This window comes from Aeromonas sp. FDAARGOS 1417 (assembly GCF_019046985.1).
GTDB classification, from domain to species: domain Bacteria; phylum Pseudomonadota; class Gammaproteobacteria; order Enterobacterales; family Aeromonadaceae; genus Aeromonas; species Aeromonas veronii.
In genome coordinates this window covers 248,609-272,224 of the sequence record NZ_CP077221.1, presented here as the reverse complement: position 1 = coordinate 272,224, position 23,616 = coordinate 248,609, and the positions used below count along the sequence as shown (strand labels likewise).

The window sequence follows — 23,616 nt, the reverse complement described above, 5'->3', positions numbered from 1 at the left end:
CCTGCCGATAAATGCACCCGTACGCCGGTTCGCCCCCTTCTCCCCTTGCGGGAGAAGGGCTGGGGATGAGGGGTAAGGTAATGGCCCAGCGTTGGCCTTCCCCTTGCTCCACCACCATTTGGCTGCTCATTCTGCTGCAACTGGCCTGGCTTGGCTGGCTGCTGGCCTTCCCGGTGGCTCTCGATTCCGACGATGCCCTCAATTTTGCCCACGGGGTGACGCGCTTTAGCGTGCTGGAGTTCTCCCCCCACTTTCCGGGCTACCCCGCCTTTATCTGGCTGGCACGGCTGATCAATCTGCTGGTGGACGACCCGGCCCGTGCGGTGCAGTGGGCAAGCCTGCTCGGTAGCAGTTTGCTGGCGCCGCTCGCCGCCTTGCTGGCGGTCAGATTGTGGCAACGGCCAAGCCTGCTCGCCCCGGTCTGGTTGCTGGTATTGGCCCTGCCGCTCACCCCGACGCTGACGCTCTCCGGCCTTTCGGATGGACCGGCGCTCGCCGCCTGGCTCGGGACGCTGCTGGCCTTGCCGCAGCGCAGAATTGCACTGGCGGGTCTGCTGCTGGGCCTTATGCTGGCGCTGCGCCCCTCCTATTTTGTGCTGGCGCTGCTGCCCCTGTGGTTCGGGCTGGCGCAGAAGGAAACGCACGTCAGGTTTGTGCTCCCCATCGCACTGGTTGGACTTATCAGCCTGCTGTTTGTCTGGCAGGCCGATGGCTGGGCCTATTTTGCCGAGGGGCGCCGCTTTACCGACGGCCACTTTACCCTGTGGGGCAACACGGCAGCGGCTCACGGCGATCGACTGCTGAGCTGGGCGAGCACCTTCAACGATCAGCTCACCCCGCTCTGGCCCTTGGCTGTCGGGGCGCTGCTGGTACTGCCGCTTTGGCAAAGATCAAAAAACCACCCTGCCGCCCTCTCACCGCTCTGGACGATCTACTGGCTCGCCCTGCTGCTCTGGACCCTGTTCGGCCAGAATCCCGATAATCCCCGACATCTGGCCCCCGTCACCCTGCTCGGTATCGTGCTGCTGGCAGGCTGGCTGCCGCTCCGTGGGGAGGGGCTGGTCACGGTGGCCGGATTGCTGCTGCTCGGCGCGACCTTTACCCTGCCCCGTCCACCCGCCATGGTGCAGGCGGCAAGGCTCGCAGAGAAAAGCTGCCCGGCGCTGGTGACCCAGTGGGGAGTGAGACTGCTGCGGGAGACCACGGCACTGCCGGTGACCGATGGCTGGTACAAGGGGGATGCGGCGCTGGCGCTCTCTCGGGGAGCCTGCCGCCTCAGTCGCCGCCCCATCGACGCGAACGAAATGCCCACTGCGGTGCGCCAGCACTGGTTTGCCCCACGCTTTGCCGCCGAGCCCGGACTCTGGCTCGCCATACCGGATCCATAGCCGCGACAAAACTGATAGACTGCTTTTTTCGCGCTTTTCAACCCGACGTTTCGCATCAACTGGACACCCTATGCCCCAATCGCCAACAACTCAGGCTGCCACCCTCTCCCCCCGTTTTCTGTTTATCCTGCTGGGTGCCCTGGCGGGTCTGACCCCGCTGGCGGTGGATATGTATCTGCCGGCCATTCCGGCCATCGCCCGGGATCTGGCCACCAGCATCGACGGCGCCCAGCTCACCATCAGCGCCTTTTTGGGTGGCTTTGCCATCGGCCAGCTCTTCTACGGCCCGCTGGCTGACAGCTATGGCCGCAAGCCGGTGATCCTGGCGGGGCTCATCATGTTTGCCATCGCCTCGGTGGGCTGCGCCATGGCGGACTCCCTGCCTGAATTGCTGGCCTATCGGATGTTGCAAGCGGCGGGCGGTGCGGCGGGTTCTGTGGTGGTCAATGCCCTGCTGCGCGATCTGTTCGAGAAGGATGCGTTTTCTCGCGCCATGTCGTTCGTCATTCTGGTGATGACCCTGGCGCCGCTGGTGGCGCCTGTGGTGGGCGGCTATATCAGTGCCCACGCCGACTGGCGGGTGATCTTCTGGCTGCTGGTGGGGATCAGCCTGCTGATCTGTCTGGTGATGCAGTGGAAAATTCAGGAGACCCTGAAACCGGAGCACCGTCAGCCGCTCAAGATCGGCCAGATCCTCAAGAACTACTGGGGGGTGCTCTCCCATCGCGGCGCCATGGGTTATGTGCTGTGCGGCTCCCTCTCCAGCTCCGGCATGTTCGCCTTCTTAAGCGGCTCCCCTTACGTCTATATCGAGTACTTCAAGGTGCCGACCGAGCACTACGGCTGGCTGTTTGGCCTCAATATCCTGCTGATGATGGTGGTCACCTTCGTCAACAGCCGACTGGTGAAAGGGGTGGGCGCCGAGCGGATGCTGCAATACGGTCTGCTGGTGCTGCCCTGCGCGGGCGCCCTGCTGGTCTATAACGCCTGGAGCCAGACCGGCGGCCTGTGGGGCATCGTCATTCCGGTGGTACTGTTTGTCGGCCATATCAGTCTGGTGGGCGCCAACGCCATGACCGGCCTGATGGGCCACTTCCCGCAATCTGCGGGCACCGCCTCGGCACTGGCGGGCACCCTGCGCTTTGGTATCGGTGCCCTGGTCGGCATTCTGGTCAACCTCAATCCGCCCCACTCGCCGCTGCCCATGGCCATCGCCATCGCCTGCTGCGGCGTGGGCTCCACCCTGAGTTACTGGCTGCTGACCGGCAAGCGAGGCGATTGATCACCCGCCACCTGTCAGGGAAAACGAAAGAGGCTTCCGTCAACGGAAGCCTCTTTTCGTATTGGCTCGTACTGGCGCCCAGACGTTCAGAACTGGGCACTGTTGAGCCAGAGGTGCGCCCCTATGCTCACCAGATAACCGAGCAAGATGGCAGGCAGCCACTTCAGGTGGCCAAAAAAGGTATACATGCCGTGGGCCTGTCCCATCAGGGCCACCCCGGCCGCAGAGCCGATGGAGAGCAGGCTGCCGCCCACTCCGGCGGTCAGGGTCACCAGCAGCCACTGTCCCAGCGCCATATCCGGGTTCATCGACAGCACGGCAAACATCACGGGAATGTTGTCGATGACGGAGGACAAGACCCCAATGAAGATGTTGGCCATGGTGGGATCCCCAGCGTCATACAACCAGTGTGATACCAGCTCCAGATACCCCATAAAGCCCAGCCCACCGACACACATCACCACCCCGTAGAAGAAGAGCAGGGTATCCCACTCCGCCTTGGCCACCTTGTTGAACACGTCAAATGGCACCACAGAACCCAGACTGCGCAACCGTACCTCATCACCATTGCGTTCATAGAGCGCACGCTTGCGGGCAAGGGATCGCGGCAGTGACTTGCGCAAATAGAAGCCGAAAAACTGCAGATAACCGAGCCCCAGCATCATGCCCAGTACGGGTGGCAGATGGAGGAAACTGTGGCATAGCACCGCCGTGATGATGGTCAGCAAGAACAGCGCGACGATGCGGCGGGCCCCCCGCTTGAGATCGACCACCTCGTTATCAGCTTCCGGCACATGACGCGGCACCATCAGGCTCATCAGGATGGCCGGCACCAGAAAATTGAGCAGAGAGGGTATCAGCAGGGTGAAGAACTGGCCAAATTGCACCTTGCCCGCTTGCCACACCATCAGGGTGGTGATATCGCCAAAGGGACTGAACGCCCCTCCGGCGTTGGCGGCGATCACTATGTTGATGCAGGCAAGATTGACAAAACGCCGATCACCGTTGGCCACCTTCAACACCACGGCGCACATCAAGAGCGCAGTGGTCAGGTTGTCTGCCACCGGCGAAATACAGAAGGCAAGCCCGCCGGTCAACCAGAACAGGGTGCGCAAGTGAAAGCCGGATCGTACCAGCCAGGCGCGCAGGGCATCGAACAGCCGCCGATCCTCCATGGCGTTGATATAGGTCATCGCCACCAGCAGGAACAGCATCAGCTCGGCATATTCCAGCAGGGTATGGCGAAATGCCTGCTCGGCGACAGGGCTCATCCCCTGCTGTGCATAGGCGATACCGATCAGGATCCAGATCACCCCGGCGGCCACCAGCACGGGTTTGGACTTGCGCAGTTGCAGATACTCTTCAGCCATCACCAGGGCGTAGGCCAAGACAAACAATCCGACACAAAAAAGTCCGATTGAGGAGGATGTCAACAGAACAGGGCCACTACTGGCATGGGCGGGAGGGATAAACAGGGACAGCAGCAAAATAACAGGGGTGAGCGCAGACATGGTCTCTTCCTTTTAGAACCGTCTGGCAATGATGCTAGCACCTGGATGAAAAGAAAAATTCATCCAGGTCAATTAACGCTTAATTGGTTTGCTGTCGAAACGCGGGATTATTTCTTGCCGAAACCCGACTGCTTGAGGGTATAGCCTGCGCTGTTTTGCCAGGCATCCAGACCGCTGCGGTTATTGCCCGCCACCAGACTGGCCGCCAGACTCGGGCTGTTGAACAGCTGATCGGCGGTAAAGACAAAGCCACCCTGACTGCGGGGCACTATGACCCCCTTCTCCAGCAGTTCGTGACGCAGCTCGATCACCGCTTCACGCAAAGAGGCGGCATCCTCGCCATTGGCAGTGGAACCGGCCAGCACCATAAAGCCCGGATTTTGCCGCTTGCCAACCGGATAACCGTGGGCCTCGGCCCCCTTGCCGTTGAAGTGGTAGAGCTCGCGCTCCCCCGGCCGGTTGTCGGAGAGTGCCTTTTGCAGGGTCATCAGCTCGTTGTAGATCTCGATGGGGACGACGGCAGCCTGCTTGTTGCCCTTGCTATCGATGATAAAACTGACTTGCTTGTGTAACATCCTTGCTCATCCTGTGACCCATGGAAGCCCCTATTCTAACCACCTCGGGCAAGCGGGATCCAGCGAGGATCCACTGCTCTTTTGCCGCCTTGATCACTAACTGGCACTCTTGATCAACCGTAAGGGGTGTTGATCAATGCTGGCCGTGCTAGCGTACCAAGCATGATGAAAGCCATTGACCATCAAACGGTTATCCCATGCTGACCCTGCGCAACCTCTGCAAGAGCTTCGATAACGGCAGTGAACGACTGCCGCTGTTCCACCATCTCGATCTCGCCCTCCCCGCTGGCGAGATCACCCTGCTGCTGGGCCAAAGCGGCTGCGGCAAGTCGACCCTGCTCAATCTGATCGCCGGGCTGATTGCACCGGATGAAGGGGAGATCTGGCTGGGGGAGACCCGGATCGACACCCGATCCCCCGACGAGCGGGCGCGCCTGCGGGGCCGCCATTTCGGCATCGTCTATCAGGATTTCAACCTGCTGCCGACCCTGAACGTGGCCGAGAATCTGGCCCTGCCGCTCGCTATCAACGGGCTGCCGCCGGATGAGACAAGGATTGACCAGTTGCTGCAACGGCTCGATATGAGCCACAAGCGCCATGCCTGGCCGGAGCAGCTCTCCGGCGGTCAGCGACAGCGGGTGGCGCTGGCCCGCGCCCTTATCCATCAGCCCCAGTGGCTGCTCGCCGACGAGCCCACCGGCAGCCTCGATGAGCACAATGCCGAACAGGTGATGGCGCTGATGGTGGCGGCGGTGCGCGATACCGGCGCTGGCTTGCTGCTGGTGAGCCACAACCCCGCCTATGCTGCGCTGGCCGACAGAGTGCTGCGCCTTGAAGGGGGGCAACTTATCGAGCTCAAGGGACCCCATCATGACTAAACAGCGACTGCGTCTGTCGGGGGCACGCTGATGCTGCCACTCAAAGCGCTGCTGCGCCTCTATCGCAGTCACCCCTGGTTGCTGCTGATGAGTCTGGCCGGACTGGTATTGGGGGTATCGCTGGTGGTGGCCATCGAGCTGCTCAATCACAGCGCCCGCACCAACTTTGTCGCCGCCCGCAGCCAGCTGGCAGGGGAAGCCAACTACCGGCTGGCCCCCGCTGGCGGGCTGGATGAGCAGCTTTACGTGCAACTGGTGACCAGCCAGCCCGCCCTCGATGCCATGCCCCAGCTCCATGGCTGGCTCAAGGATGAAGAGGGGCGCAGCTTTCAACTGCTGGGAATGGATCTCTTCAACCCCGGCCCCCTGCGCCAGCTGTTTGGCGCCCAACCCGCGAGCGAACCCGCCTTTTCCCTCAACCGCACCGACAGCATCTGGCTGGCAGCCCCCGAAGCGGAGCGCCTTGGCTGGCAAGCAGGCCAGAGCCGACGCTTTGTCTTGGGCGGCAGCGATGGCGCCCGAACACTGACCCTGACGCTGGCAGGTACGTTCGAACCGGGCGCCGTGCCCATGGAGCGACTGCTGATAACCGATATCGGCCTCACCCAGCCGCTGCTGGATAAAGCGGGTCGGCTCGATCGCATCGTCTTCAAGCTAAGCGAATCAGAAGCTCGCACCCTGCAGGCCACCCTGCAAACCGATTACCCAAACCAGCCCTTGTGGCTTGAGCCCATTAGCCCGGCGCTCGATGCCAGCCAGCTTGGCGATGCGCTGGCCCTCAATCTGACGGCGCTCTCATTGCTCGCCATGGCGGTGGGACTGTTTCTGGTGTTCAACGCCCAGCGATTTGTGCAGAACGTGCGCCGCCCCCAGCTGGCCCAGTTGATCATTCTGGGGATGGGGCCGAGTCGGGTGCTGCGCTGGCTCATTCTAGAGCTACTTATTCTCGCCACGGTGGGCACCCTGCTAGGGGTGCTGCTCGGCAGCCTGTTGGCGCTGGCGCTGATGGGGCAGCTCACCCAGGCACTGGCCGATCTCTATGGGCCCAACCCCATCGACCTGTTGCGTCTCTCCCCCGTGAGCCTGCTCAAGGCGCTGCTGATCGGGCTGCTCGGTACGCTGGCCGCCAACCTGCCCGGCTGGTGGCAACTGCTGCGCCAATCCCCCCTTGAACTGCGTGCCGGCAGCAGCCGTCCCCCCGCTCACCCATGGCGACGGCGCGTGCTGGCCATCGCCATCTTGCTGCTGTGCGCCCTCTGCCTGTGGCTACCGCAAACGGGTCTGACCGGCGCCCTCTTTATCGCCGGCGGCTGGCTGCTGGCCATGGCGCTCTGGCTGCCCGATGCCCTGCGCGGCCTGCTTGGCTGGTTGCGACGGCGCGCGGGCGGCCCCCTCGCCGCCCGGCTCGGGGTGGCCGAGACCCTCTATCACCTCGATCGCACCGCCATCGCGGTGATGGCGCTGCAACTCGCCATCGCGGCGGCCATCGGCATCGGGGTCATGGTGTCGAGTTTTCGCTCAAGCGTGGAGATCTGGCTCGGCCAGCGTCTGGCCGCCGATCTCTATGTCACCGCCCCCAAGGGGGTGGCGGGCAACAAGGGCACCTTGAGCGACACAACCCTCAAGACCCTGCTCACCAACCCGCTGGTGAGCGCCGCCTCGCGCCGCTCGGTACACCCCGCCCGCTGGCAGGGGCAGTCCATCGAGTGGGCGCAGATGGACTTTATCCCCCAGCTTAAAGCGGCCTATCCGCTGCTGGCCGGACGCTGGCCCACCCGTTCCGACGAAGTGCTGGCGAGCGAACCGCTGACGGTGCGCCTCGGGGTCAAGGTAGGCCAGACATTGGCGATCAGCGGCGAGCAGGGGCCACGGCAGTTCACCGTCACCGGTGTCTATCAGGACTACGGCAGCGACAAGGGGCAGATCCTGCACGCCTTCGAGGCTGGCGCGGTACAATCCCTCGCCCTCTTTAGCAACGACCCCGAACAGCTGGCCGACCGCCTGCGCGAGCGCTTTGGCGAGCAGCTCAATCTGCTCTCCGCCCCCGCCATTCACAGCGCGGCCCTCAAGGTGTTTGACCAGACCTTTGTGGTGACCGAGCTATTGAAGTTGCTGATCCTCGGCATCGCCTTTGTCGGCATTGGCTCGGCTTTTATGGTGCTGGGGCTGGCGCGCCGTGGCGAGCTGCAGACCTTGCAGAGTCTGGGCTTGAGCCCCCGCCACTGCCGCCAGCTGCTGGTGTGGCAAGGAGCGGGATTGGGGCTGCTCACCGCCCTGCTGGCCCTGCCGGTGGGGTATGGCCTCGCCTGGGTGCTGATCGAGGTGGTCAATCCCCGCGCCTTTGGCTGGCGCCTCGCCTTCGAGGCCGCCCCCCTTCATGCGGTCACCGCCCTGTTGCTGGCACCGGTATGTGGCGCATTGGCATCCTGGTATGCGGCAAGGAGAGTGGTATGAAACAGATCAAAGGGTGGCCGCTGGCGCTGGGTATGCTCTGGACGCTCTATAGCGGGGCTATCGCTGCCAGCGATCTGGGCGCCCTGCTCGGCGGTGGCAACGACAGCTTTAAAAAGGTGCTGCCGGGGCAAACTATCCAATTGCCGGAGGATCACGCCGCCCACCCCGATTACCGCTCCGAGTGGTGGTATCTCACCGGCAATCTCAAGGATGAACAGGGGCGCGAATATGGCATGCAGTGGACCCTGTTTCGCCAAGGGATCGAGCAAGAACTCCGCACCAGCAACCCCTGGCTCACCCCCCAGCTCTGGCTGGCCCAGTTTGCCATCACGGATCTCGACCGTGGCAGCCACCAGCAAGATGAACGGGCCAGTCGGCAAGGACCGGGACTGGCGGGAGCCAGCGGCGGCCAATATTGGCTCAGGGAGTGGCGGCTTGCCTCGCAAGGGGCAGCGCTCTTCCCCGCCACCCTCAAGGTGCAGAGCAAGATTGGCGAGCTGAACCTCACCGTCACTGCCGCCAAGCCGCTGGTGCTGCAAGGCAAGGCCGGTTACAGCGAGAAGAGCCCGGGCAACGCCTCCTTTTACTACTCCTACCCGCGCCTCACTCTTCGCGGCACCCTGACTCGCGATGGCGAAACCCGCACCGTCACCGGACAAGGCTGGTTTGATCACGAGTGGAGCAGCTCGGTATTGGCCCAGTGGCAATCGGGCTGGGACTGGTTTTCGCTGCAACTGGCCGATGGCCGCGAACTGATGCTGTTTCGCCTGCGCACCAAATCGGGACGCACTGAGCCTGAGAACCGCTACGGCATTTTGATTGAGCGGGACGGCAGCAGCCGGGTGCTCGCCCCCGACACGATTCACTTTACGCCGGGCAACACCTGGCGCGGCCCCAAGGGGCAGGATTACCCCGTCGAGTGGCAGCTAAACGCCGCCGGAATGAACCTCACCATCAAGGCCCGTCAGCCCAATCAGGCCATGACAGGTCGCTTTGACTACTGGGAGGGTGCAGTAACGGTGGAGGGAGATGCCAAGGGGGTCGGCTATCTGGAAATGACGGGGTATTGAGCAAAGGGCCTACCGCGTTTCTTCTCTGCTTTTATATGCGAGGGTTAAGTCTGCTTCGCATTACTATCTCTGTGCACCGTTTCCATTACGCTCAGTTCCAAACTGCCTTTCCCGCTTCGCTTTCTGATCCTCATCAAAATAACGTGTCAATCCCCCGCTTCAGTAAGATCTTTTGCTCAACAAATAGATCTTTATTTGGTACCATACGCATCCACCCTTTTCAGCACAATAAGTAACCGAGGCTCGCTTACGAGGTATTACTCTTCAATTTGGTTAATCGTTACCCACTGGGCGGTAAGACCCAGTGCGGTAGCTATCCTGTGTAGAAAAGATATATTTTCTAATAAACAAGGTACTGCAATGATGGCCACAAGTTATGTGTACAGCTATCGAATTATGGCTCCTATATATACAATGCAGATACTATGAAACCCCTTGCATAATAATGTATCCATATTCCATTGCAGTTCCAAAAACCACTTTACATATATAACTCAACGCATTAATAAACTAGTTAAACCAAGGTGGTGCAACTCTTGTTAAGCACATATTAGTCTAGCACCACACTATACAAAAACCTCTTACTTAATATTTTTTAGAGTGTCTTGAGTGTAATTAAAGCCATGTTCGATAAAAAAGTCATATTATATTGTAATTTTTTAAACTTTTCACACTTAAAAAAAGGGAAATTTATGAAGATCATTCACTGCCTACCTTTTGTGCTTTTTTCATCTTCGTCATTGCAGTCCGCAACACTAGATGAAATTGCAGACTTCGCTTCACGGCAATGTGAAGAAATTCATGCTAGCGGTAAAGTTACACAATCACAAATAACAGCTCAACTTAAAGGACAAGGAGAAGCTCTTGTAAAATTAATTGGTGGTACTGTAACCGCTGATGGTAGCTATAAGTCAAATATTAGTGAATTTGAAGGAGTCCCCTATGATAAATTAGCTGGGCAACTTACCGACGTGCGCAGTTGTAAGCAGAACCTCACTTCATTGATACTCCAAAAGTCAACCTTGGACAAAACTGGCAATAATGTTACGTTTCAGAAGAAAAAGCTAGAGTATAAGCGGCCCAATCCAACCAATCCAGAGTGGACTGCCGAAGTTAAAGCTGATTATATTCAGATATCAGGACTATCAGATCAGTTGATAGAAGATAGAGTTAATGCACATTTGAAACATGCTGCACGTGTAGATGTAGAATATGAACAAGAAAACTGGTTTGTGACAACTGAAAAGTATGCATTGAAAGGTAATTTACTAAGTGTTCTATATAAGGGCACATATTATTCTCATGGCGATGTCGGGGCTGGAAATACAATTGCAAGCTCAAACATAAACATCACTACTGGTGGTCAAATTTATTTTAAAGATCTTTTTGTCGCCGGTTACAAGGAAGGCGTAGATAAACTTGCAGAAAAAGCCCTTAAAGCTAGAGGGTATGGGGAGTATTTTGAAGGTTTAAAAGATGATCAATGTTACTATTTCGATGGCCATAATTTAACTCTATGCTTCGATGAGTACGAAGTAGCCCCAGGTGCAGAGGGCTCTGTTGAAATAAATTTATCACTTCAAGATCTTAGGCAGTTTATTAGCCTAAATGGCCCCTTGGCCTACGCATTATAATATTACAAAACTGCGCAAGGTGAATTCACAGCATATCTTAGACACCCATCTTTCTGAGCCAGATGTGTCAGGATTGGATAGATATTATGAAACTCCTTGAGTCAAACGGCAGGATATTTATCCTGCCGTTTTTATTTTCCTATTTCGCCACCTGAACCACCAGATAGAGGATGCCGGCGTGCTGGCTTGGCCCCGTCTCGCAGGCACTGCTATTCTCGTGACATCTGAAATTGGATATGCGCTGGCCCAGATATATTCCCCACTTTGTTTGAGTCGGGGTTGAGGCAAAAGATTATTTCCTCCCTCCCCCCAGCGATTGAATAAATGCCAGCGTACGGCGATTAAACTGCTCCGGCTGCTCCACATTGCAGACATGGCCGCACTGCTGGATCACCGCCAGCGAGGAGCTGGCATCGCGAGCCACCTGTTCGCGCACCGGAGCCAGAAACATATGATCCTCCTCCCCCATCACATAAAGGGTGGGAATGGGCAGGGAGCGTTCGCGGAAGTAACGCATCAGCGGATTGACCTCGGTGGCGAGGCGGAACCAGCGTTTGAACTCTTTCTGGCAGAGCTTGCGGGCCTCGCGCACAAAGAGGTTGCGTGACTCCTGATGGTGCTGGCGCGGCATGATGATGAAGGCAAACAGCCGGTAGAGCCACATATAGGGCAGGAAGTGCTGGCCGAGTCGGCCCAGTTGCACCAGCACCCGCGAGCGGATATCGAGCCGCAAGATAGCGCCCCCCAGTACCATGCTTTTCACCCGCTCCGGGCAGAGCTCGGCCAGATGGCGAATAAGGATGGTGCCAAGGGAGATGCCGACAAAGTGGGCGCGGCGGATATCGAGATGATCGAGCAGCCGAACGATATCTTCGGTCACTTCCCGAAAGCTGTAGTGTCCCTTGACCACCTGTTGCAGCTGGTGGGACTGGCCGTGGCCGCGCAAGTCCAGCAGCAGCACGTTGAAGTGCTCGCGATAGGCGCGCAGCTGCTTGAACCAGATGGAGGAGCTGCCACCGGCGCCGTGGACAAACACCACCCAATCCCGCTCGGGACCCAGTTCGAAAGTCTTGTGATACAACATCCAATAGGCTCCCTTGGTGATGGGGGGTATACTCGGCTGCGCGCATATTAACAGAACAGGCCCGCCGATAGATATGCGCCTGACATGACCCGGATCACCCCTTGCGCGAGAACCCACCATGGATTTGACCCGTTTGCGCCACTTTCTGCTCTCCCTGCCGGGCGCCACCGAAGATACCCCGTTTGGCCCGGAGATCCTGGTCTACCGCATCGCGGGCAAGATGTTTGCGCTGGTGGATTGGCAGGCCGAGCCGCTTACCATCAATCTCAAATGCGAGCCCGAGCTGGCGTTGCTGCTGCGCGAGATCCACCCCGAGGTCAAACCGGGTTGGCATATGAACAAGCAACACTGGAACACAGTGACCCTGAACAGCACCTTGCCAGATGATCTGTGGCAGGGCTGGGTGCACCACTCCTATGAGCGGGTTGTCGCGGGTCTGCCCAAAGCCAAACGGCCACAGGCGCCGCGCCCCCTCCCCCCTACTGACGGCCCATCCTTATGACGCCAGCACTTAATCCAGCACTTTGTATTGTCCCCCTTGGCGAGGCACATATCCCCGCCCTCGTGACCCTGTTTGAGCAGGCGGTGCGACGCTGCGGCCCCGAGCACTACAGCGCCGAACAGGTGGAGCAGTGGGCCCTCGGTTCACAACATCCGGGCTTTGTCAGCCAGCTGCGCGAGCACCACGGCTGGGTGGCGGAGCAGGCAAATGTGCCCCTCGGGTTTGTCACCCTGAGCCCCGATGGCCACCTCAGCCTGCTCTATGTGAGCGCCGACCATCAGCGCCAGGGGCTGGGCAATCTGCTGCTCACCACGGCGCTCGCGGGGGCCAGAGGGCTCGGTATGACCCTCATCACCACCGAGGCCAGCGCCTTCAGTTATGAGCTATTTTTACGACATGGCTTTACGTTGACCGGGCTGGAGTGCGTGGAGCGGGGCGGAGTCAGTTTTACTCGCCATCGCCTGCACTGCTGCTTGCCAAGCTAGGGCAAGCCACTAAAATACGCTTAATTTTCGTATTGTTACTGTATTGAGGCAGCAACCATGGTGGTAGAAAGTGAAGGCTATATCTCGCTGATCGAGTATCTGGTGGAGAGTTTGGGATTGTTTGAATCCCAGCAGCAGAACGATGGTGAAGAGACCATCGAAGATCTGGTCAGTGGCCGAGTTGCCAGCAACCTGATGGCCATTTGCGAGCAAAACCCCCAGCTCGATCCCAAGGTGCGTTTCGCCATCATGCAGGAGGCCGACGCCGTGGTCGCCGACCTGGAAGAGGTGCTCTCCGCCGTCTGGCTGCGCGCCCCGACCCCGGAACAGAAAACCTTCCTCATCGAGTTTATCGATCTCATCAAGAACCTGTTCGACAGCGCCATCGGCTGATCTGCCGTCCGGCTCTCCCGCCCAACGCAAGATTTCAAAGCAGCAGATAAGGAAAAGGGCCGCCTTGGTGGGCAGCCCTGCTTGCTATCATTTTCAACCCGCCAGTGCGTTCATTCATCAGGCGGTTATCAAGGCAAGAAATGTGTCTGGACTTTGCATCCGATCCCTGGACGCTACCTAGTTAGTCCCGACTGGTCGCAATAAGTTCCCTCCTCCGACCATTTATTTTCACTTTTATTAAGAAATCGACTACAAACCAGTTCAGCGGTTCAGGCTGGGCGGCAAACAGACTCCGATGCCACCCAATCCGCAGTAACCATCCGGATTTTTCTCCAGATATTGCTGATGGTAATCCTCGGCGTAGTAGAAGGGCGCCAGCGGCAGAATGCGGGTGGTAATGGCACGACTGTCGCCGCTTGCCGCCATCGCCTGCTGATAGGCCGCCATGCTCTGCTGGGCAATGATCTGCTGGCTCTCGTCGCCATAGAAGATCACCGAGCGATACTGGGTGCCAATGTCCCCACCCTGACGCATCCCCTGCGCCGGATCGTGCTGCTCCCAGAACAGTCTGAGCAGATCGCCGTAGCTGATCACCGCCGGATCAAACACCACCTGCACCGTCTCGGCATGGCCGGTCAGCCCGCTGCACACCTCTTTGTAGGTGGGATTCTGGGTCACGCCGCCCTGATAACCTGCCGCGGTGGAGTAGACGCCCGGCTGCTGCCAGAACAGGCGCTCAACGCCCCAGAAACAGCCCATGCCAAACCAGGCCACCGCCATCCCTTGTGGCCAGGGGCCCTGGGTCGGGTTGCCATTCACCGCATGCTGCTGACCAATCACCATCGCTTCGCGTCGTCCCGGCAGGGCATCTGCCGGTGAAATAATCTGTTCCATGAATTCTGTCCTTGTATAAAACCCTGTGAAATCACACAGCTGACGAAAAGGAGCATCGAAGATAGCAGTTTATCGCGCCGGATCAACCGGCGGGCCCCTCCCCGCTCGCTCCAACGGCTATCTGCACCGTCCGTCACCCTTTCCCGATCCGCACAGCCAACCCGCCCCTCGTAGACCAGAAACGGCCAAAATCAATATTTAGTCTTGATTTGTGAATTAATTTTCATATATTGAGCCAGTCGCTGTTTTTTTATGGAAGAAATATCAAGTGCGTGAACGCGAACCCAGTCTGGTCAATGCCTTCCGGCAATCCACCCCCTATGTCAATGTCCATCGGGGTGCCACCTTTGTGCTGATGATGGGGGGAGAAGCCATCTGCCACCCCAACTTCGCCAATATCGTCAGCGATATCGCCCTGCTGCAGACACTGGGCATACGCCTGGTGCTGGTGTTTGGTTCACGTCCGCAAAACGATGAAGCGCTGGCCCGCGCCGGTATCGAGGCCCAGTATCACAAGCGGATCCGGGTCACCGATGACGAGAGTTTCACCATCATCAAACAGGTGTGTGGCGGCCTGCAATATGACATCACCGCCCAGCTCTCCATGGGGCTCGCCAACACACCCATGCAGGGGGCGCGGATCAGCGTGGTGAGCGGCAACTTCGTCACTGCCCAGCCGCTGGGGGTGGATGATGGCATCGACTTTTGCCATAGCGGCCGGGTGCGCCGCATCGACGTGGAGGGGATCACCCGCCAGCTCGATCAGAAGAGTCTGGTGCTTATCTCCCCCATCGGCTGCTCGGTCACAGGCGAGAGCTTCAACCTGAGCTCCGAAGAGGTGGCCCGCCGGGTGGCGGTCGATCTCAAGGCGGACAAGCTCATCTGCTTTAGCAGTACCCAGGGGGTGATGGACAGACGCGGCGAAGCTATCTCCGAGCTCTTCCCCGAGCAGGCCGAAGAGCTGCTGGTGGAGCTGGAGCAGGCGGGGGAAGAGATGTCCGGCACCGCCCGCTACCTGCGTGCGGCCATTGCATCCTGCCGTGGCGGGGTGCCCCGCTCCCATCTGGTGAGCTATCAGGATGACGGCGCCATGCTGCAGGAGCTGTTCAGCCGCGACGGCCTCGGCACCCAGATAGTGCGGGAAAGTGCCGAGCAGGCCCGCGCCGCCACCATCGAAGATATCGGTGGCATTCTGGATCTTATTCGCCCGCTGGAGGAGGAAGGCATTCTGGTGCGCCGCTCCCGCGAGCAGCTGGAGATGGAGATCGACAAGTTCACCATCATCGAGCGCGATGGTCTCATCATCGGCTGCGCGGCCCTCTACTGCTTTATGGAAGAGGCGATGGCGGAGATGGCCTGCGTCGCCATCCACCCCGACTATCGCAACTCCAACCGGGGGGATCAGCTGGTGGCCAAGGTAGCCGAGCGGGCCAAGCGGCTCGGGATCCGTCGCCTGTTCGTACTCACCACCCGCTCCATCCACTGGTTCCGGGAGCGGGGCTTCGATCCGCTGGAAGTGGAAGATCTGCCGGTGGCGCGCCAGCGTCTCTACAACTGGCAGCGCCGTTCCAAGGTTTTGTCAAAGACCATTGCCTAAGTCATTGATCCTGCGTTGAGTTAGCCGACAATTTGAACTTTTTCACAAACTCGATTGACAGTGCAATCCAACGCAGGGTATTTCTAAATGCACTCCACCGCCCTGGTGGAGCCAGAAGAGGAGCGCTGCCCAGGCAGCCCAAGGGAGGACGCCAGCGTCCGGTGAACTTGGGTCAGGGGGAGCAGCGCCGAGACGAGTGAGGAGACTGGTGACCTCAACGTCGGCTGCGGGGGCTGAATCCCCCGGGTTGTCATCGGTAGTGATCATCCCACACCGCGCCCTGTCAGGGGCGGTACGGGATGGGCTCTGCAGGTGGAGTGCTTCTGGCCGGGATAGCTTCGTTCATTCCTGCCATTTTCAGCCTCCTCCTCTCTTTTTTGCCCGATGGAACCGGAATCTTAAAATAAGACAGGAGTAAGCAATGAGCCCGATCAATGTCGCCAAGTTTGGCGGAACCAGTGTCGCCAACTTCCCGGCCATGAATCACTGCGCCGACATCGTGCTGGCCAATCCCGCCACCCGGGTGGTGGTACTGAGCGCCAGCGCCGGTGTCACCAACCTGCTGGTCGCCCTGGCACAAGGGGAGCTGGACGAAGCGGGCCGCGACGAGCAGCTGGCCAAACTGGCCGGGATCCAGCAGGCCATTCTGAGCGATCTCGGCAACCCTGTTGATGTGAGCGCCCTCATTCATGGCCAGCTGGACGAAATCCGCCTCATGGCCCAGCAAGCCCACCAGCATACCGATGCGGAGCTGGCCGATCGCCTCATCGCCTGCGGCGAGCTGATGTCTACCCGCCTCTTTACCGAGCTGCTGCGCCAGCGCGGCGTCAAGGCCCACTGGCAGGATGTGCGTCAGCTGATGCGCACCGACAGCCGCTTTGGCAAAGCCACCGTCGATCTGGCCACCACCCGCACTCTCTGCCAGCAGACGCTGGGCCCGCAGCTTGGCGACAGCCTCATCATCACCCAGGGCTTTATCGGCGCCGATGGCGATGGCCGCACCACCACGCTGGGGCGCGGTGGCTCTGACTACAGCGCAGCCCTCTTGGCCGAAGCGCTCGATGCCGCCAGTATCGAGATCTGGACCGATGTGCCCGGCATCTACACCACGGATCCGCGCCTCGTCACCCGCGCCCGTCCCATTCCCGAAATCAGCTTTGTCGAAGCGGCCGAGATGGCCACCTTCGGCGCCAAGGTGCTGCACCCCGCGACCCTGCAACCGGCGGTGCGCCAGAATATTCCGGTGTTTGTCGGCTCCGCCAAGGACCCCGCCGCCGGTGGTACCTGGATCCGCGCCAGCACAGATTCAAGCCCGCTGTTTCGCGCCGTCGCCCTGCGCCGCCAGCAGGTGCTGGTGACCCTGCACAGCCTCAACATGTTCCACGCCTACGGCTTTTTGGCCGAAGTGTTCGGCATTCTGGCCCGTCACCGCATCTCGGTCGATCTCATCACCACGTCGGAGGTGAGCGTGTCACTGACGCTGGATCACACCGGGAGCCAGAGCAACGGCGAACCGATCCTGAGCGACAAGGTACTGGCCGAGCTGGGGCAACTCTGCAAGGTGGAGGTGGAAACCGGTCTGGCACTGGTGGCGCTCATCGGCAACCGGATGAGCGAAGTGAACGGGGTGGGCAGTCAGGTCTTTGACGCCCTGCGCGAGCACAACATCCGGATGATCTGCTACGGCGCCAGCGCCCACAACCTCTGCTTCCTGGTCAAGGAGAGCGAGGCGGGCAATATCGTCAACCGCCTCCATCAGGAGTTGCTGGACTGACCCTCACCGCGAGGCAATTCCGGCCATGCAACAGGGCACGCACAAGGTTAATGCCGATTAGTTAAGGATCAATTGACCGATCCTCTTGATGTGTAAAAATTCGAAACCAGTTGGCTTGGTTTCGGATTTTTAATGCGTATCGACCAGGCTCTCGACTTCCTCCACGCCAACAATGCCGCCCAGTTTGAGTCACTCTCTGACCTCATTTTCCCCGAGCTCATCATGGCTCTGCTCGGCGAAAAGGGCGTCGCTACCCAGTGACCGTCCCGTTGTTGAACCCAGCGCCTTCCAGCAAGCCCACCAGAAGCTCCGGGACAAGAGTCACTAGACCGCCTCGCTCTGGCACCAACATGCCTATCACCCAAACTGATCGTCGCCGATGGTGTTATGTGGCGGATGCCCGATACCCCAGACTATGCCGCTGCGTTTGCCAATCCCGGCATCCAGCATGGCGAGACTGCTTATCCGCAGGTGCGCATGCTCTGCCAGATGGAGCTCACCAGCCACCTGCTTGTTCAAGCGGTCATGGATAGGATGGTGTTGGTGCGCAGACACAGTTTGCAACGGTAGCGGCGCATCCCCCAACTCCATCCCCAAGGCATCTGTGTTACCGGAACGAAGGGAGCAAAGTTACCCGCGATGTGAAGGCCAGGCCACAGAGGCATATGTCTAGTCCTGAAATAGGTTTACACATTTTCAACTAGCATTTCTCTACTCAGAACCCCCGATGTACCGCATCGGGGGTTCTGTATTTTAACGCATGATGCGGCCGCTCCGCGTTGTAAATATCCACTGCCTCACGCACCATCTCCCGCGCTTGCGTTAAATCCTGCGGGCTTTGCAACAATAACTCTCCTTTCAAAATCCCGTTCACCCGCTCCGCCAACGCATTCTGGTAACAGTCATACCCATCCGTCATCGAGCATTTCACCCCGTACCGTTCATGTAATGACTGATACAGCCCCGAGCAATACTGCACGCCGCGGTCCGAGTGATGGATGAGTTCACCGCCGCCACGTCGTTGCTTCAGCGCTTTCTTGAACGCCATCGCAACCGACTTGGCATGCATCCCTTCGTGCACGTGATGGCCCACTATCTTGCGTGAGTAGACATCCGTCACCAGGCTCAGGTACAGCGGTCCGCTCCTGGCGGGCAGATAGGTGATATCTGCGACCCAGACCTGCTCCGGGGCCACCGGCGTGACCTGCTCTGGCCCCGCCTTGAGCAAGTTGGGATGACGGTAGAAACGGTGAAAACTGTGGGTGGTCTTGTGATACGCCCGCTTAGGCTGCACCAGCAAGCGGTGCTCGGCCAATATCCGAAACAGCCTGTCACGCCCTACCTTGAGCCCGCCATCATCCTGACCCTGCAGCAGATAATGCAGCTTGCGGGTGCCGACCCGAGGTTGTCGCAGTCGAACCTGACGCACGAAGCGCACCACCTGCAATCCTTGTGCATGGCGCTCGTCGGCGACCCGATTGCGCTTGTAGTAAGCCTGCCGGCTTATCCCCAGAAACAGGCAAGCCCTGACAATGGTCAGCCTCTCGACTTGCCGCTGCGAGAGGACTTGCTGGGTCGCTTTTTTACGATGGAGACGCCGTAGTCATTCTTCAGTACATCGACGACGGCCTCAAAGAACTGGGCCTTCTGGCTCATCAGCGCCAGCTGCTGCTCGAGCTCCTTGATGCGCTGTTCGGGCGTCTGGTTGTCGGGGTCAGGCATGGTGATACTCCTGCCGGCACGCACAGAAGCCCCCTGGCTCCAATCTTGCCGACCATGTTTACGCAACCATACCAGAACGGTGGAGCGGCCCTGAATGCCATAACGCACCTGAGCCTGTTTGTAGGTGAGCTCGCCTTTTTCAATCTGCTCGACCAGCGCCAGTTTAAAAGTCAGCGAGTAATCGCGCTGTGTCCGTTTCACACCTTGTCCCATCGGGCTCTCCATTTATTGGGGGGAAAGGTGTAAACCATATTCAGGACGGGACAATAGTGTGAAAAAAGCAAATAAAAATAATACCTTTCAGGCTTAACTGACTGGTATTAGTCACACCGGTGACCCCTTTTGCTGCGTTATTCAAGAGCCTGTCAGGCCCGCTCAGCATTGTGCGCAGGATCACTCCTGATCGAAATAATCCGCAGGCACCGCGACCACAGCACCAGTCGCCACCTCTTCGGCGATCACCTCAGCCAGCGGGCGCAGGTGAAACTTGATCTGGCCGGAGGGCAACATCAGGCCAATATCGGGGTTGCGGGTATCCTGCATGTTGCCAGTTTTGAATGGCAACTCGGGATAGCGCGCTACCAGATCTTGCAGTGAAGTGACCACCAGCTCGATATGTTCCAGCCCCGCCTGATGGACGCGACCCGGTTTCGGTGCAGCCAGCTCGATACAGGGTACCTGTACCTCACCAGCCAACAGCGGCTGATGCAACTGATAAGTGGCGATGGGACGTCCGCCAATCATCCCCTCCACAAGCAAGGTACCTGCCTCAGTCAGCACAGCACATAGCGCGCAGTACTCCTGCAGGGTTGCCGCCCGATAACAGAGGTGATCGACCGTTGGCCGGGAAATGGTGACGCCACTGGCGGCCAGCTCGGCCAACAGCTGAGAAACAAATGGGGCCATTGGCCCCAGTGTGGAATCGAGTGGGTGGGACATGCTTACCATTTCTTCTTGGGTTGAAACAGGACATCGAGCTCGTCAGCTTCCTTGTCCTTGATGTTTTGCAGATCCTGCGCGCTATTTTGCTGCTGCAGCTCTTCAAGCTCCTTGAGCCCCTGACGCATATCTTCTTCACGGGCCAGCAGATAGGGATCCTTGTCGCCCACGCTCGCCATGGCAGAGAGTCCCTTGGTATAGAGCTGGCGGCAAGTGCCATATTGGCCCTGAATGCGGGCATCCATCGCCCGCTTGACCAGATTGGAGATGTTGATCTTGAGCTGCATCAGCTCGAGGCGGCGCTCTTCCTGGGCAAACCCCTGAGGGTCAATCTTGCCCTTGTTGTGCTCGACCCGCAGCACGGCCCGCATCTTCTTGACCAGCTGCAGCATCTGGATCGCCTGACGATCGGACTCCGGGGTCTTGAACTGCCCCTCATCCTGCACGCTGTAGTTCTCCTGCACATTCTTGATCTGGGTCTGCACATCGACGATGCGCTGCTTGATCTGATTGTTCGGCATCACCTGGGCGATAGCGCGATAGGCATCGAGGATCCGGTGCTGCAACAGCAACACCATGTTCTTGGAGAAAGGCACCAGATTGACGTTCAGCAACACCTCTTCGGTCTCGTCAGCCACCGTCTTGTGTCTGGCAACGGCGTGACGCTTGTCCGCCTCTGCCTTCTGCTTATATTGCTGCACCACGTTATAGGCGATAACCAAAAACAGGAGTGCGCCAATAGACAGCAATACCAAAGTTAAAATCATAGGATGTCCAAACCCCTGTTCCTATCCAATTGCGTGATCCTACAACAGCTTACCCACTTAAGGTAGCCTGCAGATCCCCCCTTGCCCACGATTTGTCACCAAGCTGTGCCCCCGGTCTCAGGGAGAGATTGCAGGATCAGGGGATGATGACCATGACGGTCACCTCCCCATAGTATCGCCCATCAGCGCCATTACTTGAGGTTAAAGCCCCGCGATTGCAGGAATCCCAGCATGAAAGGGCGGGACTCCTTGCCCAGAATGGCGCGGATCTGTCCGCTCCAGGTCTGCTGCTTGTTATTGCTGCTGCGGGCCTGATAGTAGTCCGCGATCTGCTGATCGTACCGGGCCAGCAGGTCGCGATCCAGCTCGTGCTGGTAGCGCTCCTGATGCACCACCAATCCCCTGGGCAGACGGGGTTTCTGCTCCGGCTGCTGGGCAGGATGACCAAGGCAGAGGCCAAACAGCGGGATCACCTGATGGGGCAAGCCCAGCAGCTCGCTCACCTCGGCCGGATGGTTGCGAATGCCGCCGATATAGACCCCGCCCAGCCCCAGCGACTGGGCCGCCAGAAGGGCGTTTTGCGCCATCAGGGCGCCGTCGATGGCACCGATCAGCAACTGCTCCGCATAGCCGGTCTGGGCCTCGGGCACGATCTGGGTGTGGCGGTGGTAATCGGCGCAGAACACCAGAAACTCGGCCGCCTGCACCACATAGGGTTGATTGCCCGCCAGCATGGCCAACTGCTGACGCGCCTCGTGCTCGCAGACTCGCACAATACTGGTCACCTGCAAAAAGCTCGAGGTTGAGGCGGACTGGGCGGCGGCGAGAATGGCATCCAGCTGCTGCGGGGCGATCGGCTCGGCAGTGAACTGACGAATGGAGCGATGGGAAAGGATAAGATCGATGGTCTGATTCATGGCACCTCCAAAATGAGGTAACACCATAGCGAAAAAAACGAGGGAGCCCAAGGCTCCCTCGCACACCCAGCTTAAGGGGCCGGATAGACGTAAGGGGCTTGCAACCCGAGCGGGAAGCCGAGCGCCCAGTAGAGCAGCAGGAAAATCGTCCAGCTCACCAGGAAGGCAAGCGAGTACGGCAGCATCATGGAGACCAGAGTACCGATCCCGGTGCTCTTCACATACTGCTGGCAATAGACCACCACCAGCGGGAAGAAGACCATCAGCGGGGTGATGATGTTGGAGGCGGAATCCCCTACCCGATAGGCCGCCTGGGTCAGCTCGGGGGAGATCCCCACCGCCATCAACATGGGTACCAGGATCGGGCTGATCAGCGCCCACTTGGCGGAGGCCGAGCCAACTACCAGATTGACGCTGGCGGTGAGCAGGATCATCCCGACGATGGTCACTTCACCGGGCAGCGCCAGCGCATGAAGCACTTCGGCACCGGAGAGGGCCAGCAGGGTGCCCAGATTGGAGTCGCCAAACGCCTTGATAAAGAGCGCGCAGAAGAAGGCCATCACCATGTAGGAGCCCATCTTGTTCATGGTGGCCGACATGGCATCGATCACATCCTTGCCACTCTTGAAGCTGCCTGCGACAAAGCCGTAGACAATCCCGGGCAGGATAAAGAGCAGGAAAATGAGCGGCACTATGGACTTCATCACCGGTGCGGCGAAGGTGGTCAGGGAGCCATCGGCAGCACGCAGCGGTGAATCGCTCGGGGAGAGCGCCAGCGCCAGCAGCACGATAGCCGCCAGCATGGCAAACCCGGCCCAGTTGAAGGCCCGGCTCTCTTGCGCGCTGTAGCGCCCCATCTCGTCGGCACTCTCCAGATCCTCGTTGAGCGCCACATGCTTGAGGCGCGGCTCCACCACCTTTTCGGTGACGAACCAGCCGACGCAGATGATCAGCAACGAAGAGGCACCGGTAAAGATGATGTTGCACAGGGTGTTGACCATGTAGTCAGGATCGAGCAACTGAGCGGCGGACTGGGTAAAACCCTGCAGCAGCGCATCCCCGCCGGAGGGCAGGAAGTTGGCGGCAAAACCGCCGGAAACGCCGGCAAAGGCAGCGGCGATCCCCGCCAACGGATGGCGTCCGGCAGCGTGGAAGATGATGCCACCGATGGGGATCACCAGCACATAGCCCGCATCTGCGGCGGTGTGGCTGACGATCGCAACCAAGATCAGCATGGGGGTGAGAAAACGGGCAGGCGTCACTTTCAGCAACTTTTTCAGACCGGTATTGATAAAACCGGACTGCTCGGCCACCCCGACCCCGAGCATGGCCACCAGCACGATGCCCAGCGGGGCAAAGCCGGTGAAAGTGGTCACCATGGTGGAGAGAAACTCGGCCAGACCGGCACCGGTCAGCAGGTTGTTGACCACTACCGCCTCCCCGGTACGGGGGTTGACCAGATCAAACTGGAATTGTGACAACACCCAGGAGCCGACCCAGACGATCAGCAAGGCGTAGAGGAACAGCATGGCGGGGTCGGGTAATTTGTTCCCGGCTTTCTCGACGCCATTGAGGAAACGGTTCAGCCAACCTTTGGGAGGGCTGGCCGGACGGTCATTGACAGCAGCATGACTCATTATTGCGATACTCCTTTCCCTAGAAACGAGGTCGCATGCTAGCAATTCCAGCCAATCCGTCTCATGACCGATCGCAAAAGAATGATTAATTTTGATTAAATATTGCGGAATAA

20 protein-coding genes, 1 pseudogene and 1 riboswitch are annotated in these 23,616 nt (G+C 59.1%); of the genes and pseudogenes, 12 read left to right on the top strand and 9 right to left on the bottom strand.

Annotated elements, in window-relative coordinates; translation table 11 throughout:
- Window positions 1-80 precede the first annotated feature (80 nt).
- Together I6L47_RS01190 and I6L47_RS01185 are read left to right on the top strand one after the other, a co-directional pair.
- Window positions 81-1,388 (top strand): hypothetical protein, encoded by a 1,308-nt coding sequence (locus tag I6L47_RS01190; RefSeq protein WP_254204795.1) that lies wholly within the window; start codon window positions 81-83, stop codon window positions 1,386-1,388.
- A gap of 70 nt (window positions 1,389-1,458) precedes the next feature.
- The gene (locus tag I6L47_RS01185) at window positions 1,459-2,670 is read left to right on the top strand and encodes a Bcr/CflA family multidrug efflux MFS transporter (protein ID WP_216948458.1); all 1,212 of its coding nucleotides are present in this window, start codon (window positions 1,459-1,461) and stop codon (window positions 2,668-2,670) included.
- Window positions 2,671-2,756: 86 nt separating this feature from the next.
- Here the strand turns inward: I6L47_RS01185 and nhaD are convergent, their stop codons facing one another.
- Both nhaD and I6L47_RS01175 read right to left on the bottom strand, forming a co-directional pair.
- Window positions 2,757-4,181: a sodium:proton antiporter NhaD gene (nhaD, locus tag I6L47_RS01180; RefSeq protein ID WP_058060016.1), complete on the bottom strand. Its 1,425-nt coding sequence runs from the start codon at window positions 4,179-4,181 to the stop codon at window positions 2,757-2,759.
- A gap of 107 nt (window positions 4,182-4,288) precedes the next feature.
- Window positions 4,289-4,756 carry a DUF4357 domain-containing protein gene (locus I6L47_RS01175; protein ID WP_005333716.1) on the bottom strand — a complete coding sequence of 156 codons (468 nt, stop codon included), beginning with the start codon at window positions 4,754-4,756 and terminating at the stop codon, window positions 4,289-4,291.
- 197 nt (window positions 4,757-4,953) lie between these two features.
- Here I6L47_RS01175 and I6L47_RS01170 point away from each other — a divergent pair, with 197 nt between their 5' ends.
- From I6L47_RS01170 to I6L47_RS01155, 4 genes are all read left to right on the top strand, one after another.
- Complete coding sequence (locus I6L47_RS01170) at window positions 4,954-5,634, top strand: ABC transporter ATP-binding protein (RefSeq protein WP_216948457.1); 681 nt, start codon at window positions 4,954-4,956, stop codon at window positions 5,632-5,634.
- A gap of 30 nt (window positions 5,635-5,664) precedes the next feature.
- Window positions 5,665-8,088: an FtsX-like permease family protein gene (locus I6L47_RS01165; RefSeq protein ID WP_216948456.1), complete on the top strand. Its 2,424-nt coding sequence runs from the start codon at window positions 5,665-5,667 to the stop codon at window positions 8,086-8,088.
- Entirely contained in the window at window positions 8,085-9,158 is a 1,074-nt protein-coding gene (locus tag I6L47_RS01160) for a lipocalin-like domain-containing protein (protein ID WP_216948455.1), read from the top strand. Before I6L47_RS01165 ends, I6L47_RS01160 begins: the two co-directional genes overlap by 4 nt.
- Before the next feature lie 692 nt (window positions 9,159-9,850).
- Window positions 9,851-10,792, top strand: coding sequence for an RsiV family protein (locus I6L47_RS01155; RefSeq protein WP_216948454.1), 942 nt, complete (start codon window positions 9,851-9,853; stop codon window positions 10,790-10,792).
- Between the two features lie 292 nt (window positions 10,793-11,084).
- On the opposite strand, the gene I6L47_RS01150 is transcribed toward I6L47_RS01155, so the two are convergent.
- On the bottom strand, window positions 11,085-11,876 hold the full coding sequence (locus tag I6L47_RS01150) for an alpha/beta fold hydrolase (protein WP_201989266.1): 792 nt from the start codon (window positions 11,874-11,876) through the stop codon (window positions 11,085-11,087).
- Window positions 11,877-11,994: 118 nt separating this feature from the next.
- On the opposite strand from I6L47_RS01150, the gene I6L47_RS01145 reads away from it, so the two are divergent.
- Genes I6L47_RS01145 through I6L47_RS01135 form a run of 3 tightly spaced genes read left to right on the top strand, consistent with a single transcriptional unit; the run spans window position 11,995 to window position 13,256 of the window.
- Complete coding sequence (locus tag I6L47_RS01145) at window positions 11,995-12,378, top strand: MmcQ/YjbR family DNA-binding protein (RefSeq protein WP_216948453.1); 384 nt, start codon at window positions 11,995-11,997, stop codon at window positions 12,376-12,378.
- Window positions 12,375-12,863 carry a GNAT family N-acetyltransferase gene (locus I6L47_RS01140; protein WP_216948452.1) on the top strand — a complete coding sequence of 163 codons (489 nt, stop codon included), beginning with the start codon at window positions 12,375-12,377 and terminating at the stop codon, window positions 12,861-12,863. Before I6L47_RS01145 ends, I6L47_RS01140 begins: the two co-directional genes overlap by 4 nt.
- A gap of 57 nt (window positions 12,864-12,920) precedes the next feature.
- Window positions 12,921-13,256, top strand: a complete 336-nt coding sequence (locus tag I6L47_RS01135; protein ID WP_005333735.1) for a DUF3802 family protein — start codon at window positions 12,921-12,923, stop codon at window positions 13,254-13,256.
- 261 nt (window positions 13,257-13,517) lie between these two features.
- On the opposite strand, the gene msrA is transcribed toward I6L47_RS01135, so the two are convergent.
- Window positions 13,518-14,150, bottom strand: coding sequence for a peptide-methionine (S)-S-oxide reductase MsrA (gene msrA, locus I6L47_RS01130; protein WP_216948451.1), 633 nt, complete (start codon window positions 14,148-14,150; stop codon window positions 13,518-13,520).
- Window positions 14,151-14,418: 268 nt separating this feature from the next.
- On the opposite strand from msrA, the gene argA reads away from it, so the two are divergent.
- The 3 genes and pseudogenes from argA to I6L47_RS01115 all read left to right on the top strand — a co-directional run.
- On the top strand, window positions 14,419-15,747 hold the full coding sequence (argA, locus tag I6L47_RS01125) for an amino-acid N-acetyltransferase (protein WP_005345063.1): 1,329 nt from the start codon (window positions 14,419-14,421) through the stop codon (window positions 15,745-15,747).
- A 107-nt stretch (window positions 15,748-15,854) separates the two neighbouring features.
- Window positions 15,855-16,078, top strand: a riboswitch (Lysine riboswitch).
- Window positions 16,079-16,168: 90 nt separating this feature from the next.
- Window positions 16,169-17,521, top strand: a complete 1,353-nt coding sequence (gene lysC, locus I6L47_RS01120) for a lysine-sensitive aspartokinase 3 (RefSeq protein ID WP_159158708.1) — start codon at window positions 16,169-16,171, stop codon at window positions 17,519-17,521.
- Window positions 17,522-17,653: 132 nt separating this feature from the next.
- Window positions 17,654-18,052: pseudogene (locus I6L47_RS01115) on the top strand (IS4 family transposase); the annotation flags it as partial.
- Window positions 18,053-18,236: 184 nt separating this feature from the next.
- On the opposite strand, the gene I6L47_RS01110 reads toward I6L47_RS01115, so the two are convergent.
- From I6L47_RS01110 to I6L47_RS01090, 5 genes are all read right to left on the bottom strand, one after another.
- Window positions 18,237-19,456 (bottom strand): IS3 family transposase gene (locus I6L47_RS01110; protein WP_216947557.1). Its coding sequence is split into 2 segments (ribosomal slippage): window positions 18,237-19,108 and window positions 19,108-19,456, totalling 1,221 coding nucleotides; the frame shifts between segments, so codons are not numbered across the junction.
- Window positions 19,457-19,636: 180 nt separating this feature from the next.
- Window positions 19,637-20,191, bottom strand: a complete 555-nt coding sequence (locus I6L47_RS01105) for a VOC family protein (protein WP_216948450.1) — start codon at window positions 20,189-20,191, stop codon at window positions 19,637-19,639.
- Window positions 20,185-20,949: a hypothetical protein gene (locus I6L47_RS01100; RefSeq protein WP_005337161.1), complete on the bottom strand. Its 765-nt coding sequence runs from the start codon at window positions 20,947-20,949 to the stop codon at window positions 20,185-20,187. Before I6L47_RS01100 ends, I6L47_RS01105 begins: the two co-directional genes overlap by 7 nt.
- A gap of 191 nt (window positions 20,950-21,140) precedes the next feature.
- On the bottom strand, window positions 21,141-21,866 hold the full coding sequence (gene nfsA / locus I6L47_RS01095; RefSeq protein WP_216948449.1) for an oxygen-insensitive NADPH nitroreductase: 726 nt from the start codon (window positions 21,864-21,866) through the stop codon (window positions 21,141-21,143).
- 71 nt (window positions 21,867-21,937) lie between these two features.
- On the bottom strand, window positions 21,938-23,503 hold the full coding sequence (locus I6L47_RS01090; protein WP_042055621.1) for an AbgT family transporter: 1,566 nt from the start codon (window positions 23,501-23,503) through the stop codon (window positions 21,938-21,940).
- Window positions 23,504-23,616 lie beyond the last annotated feature (113 nt).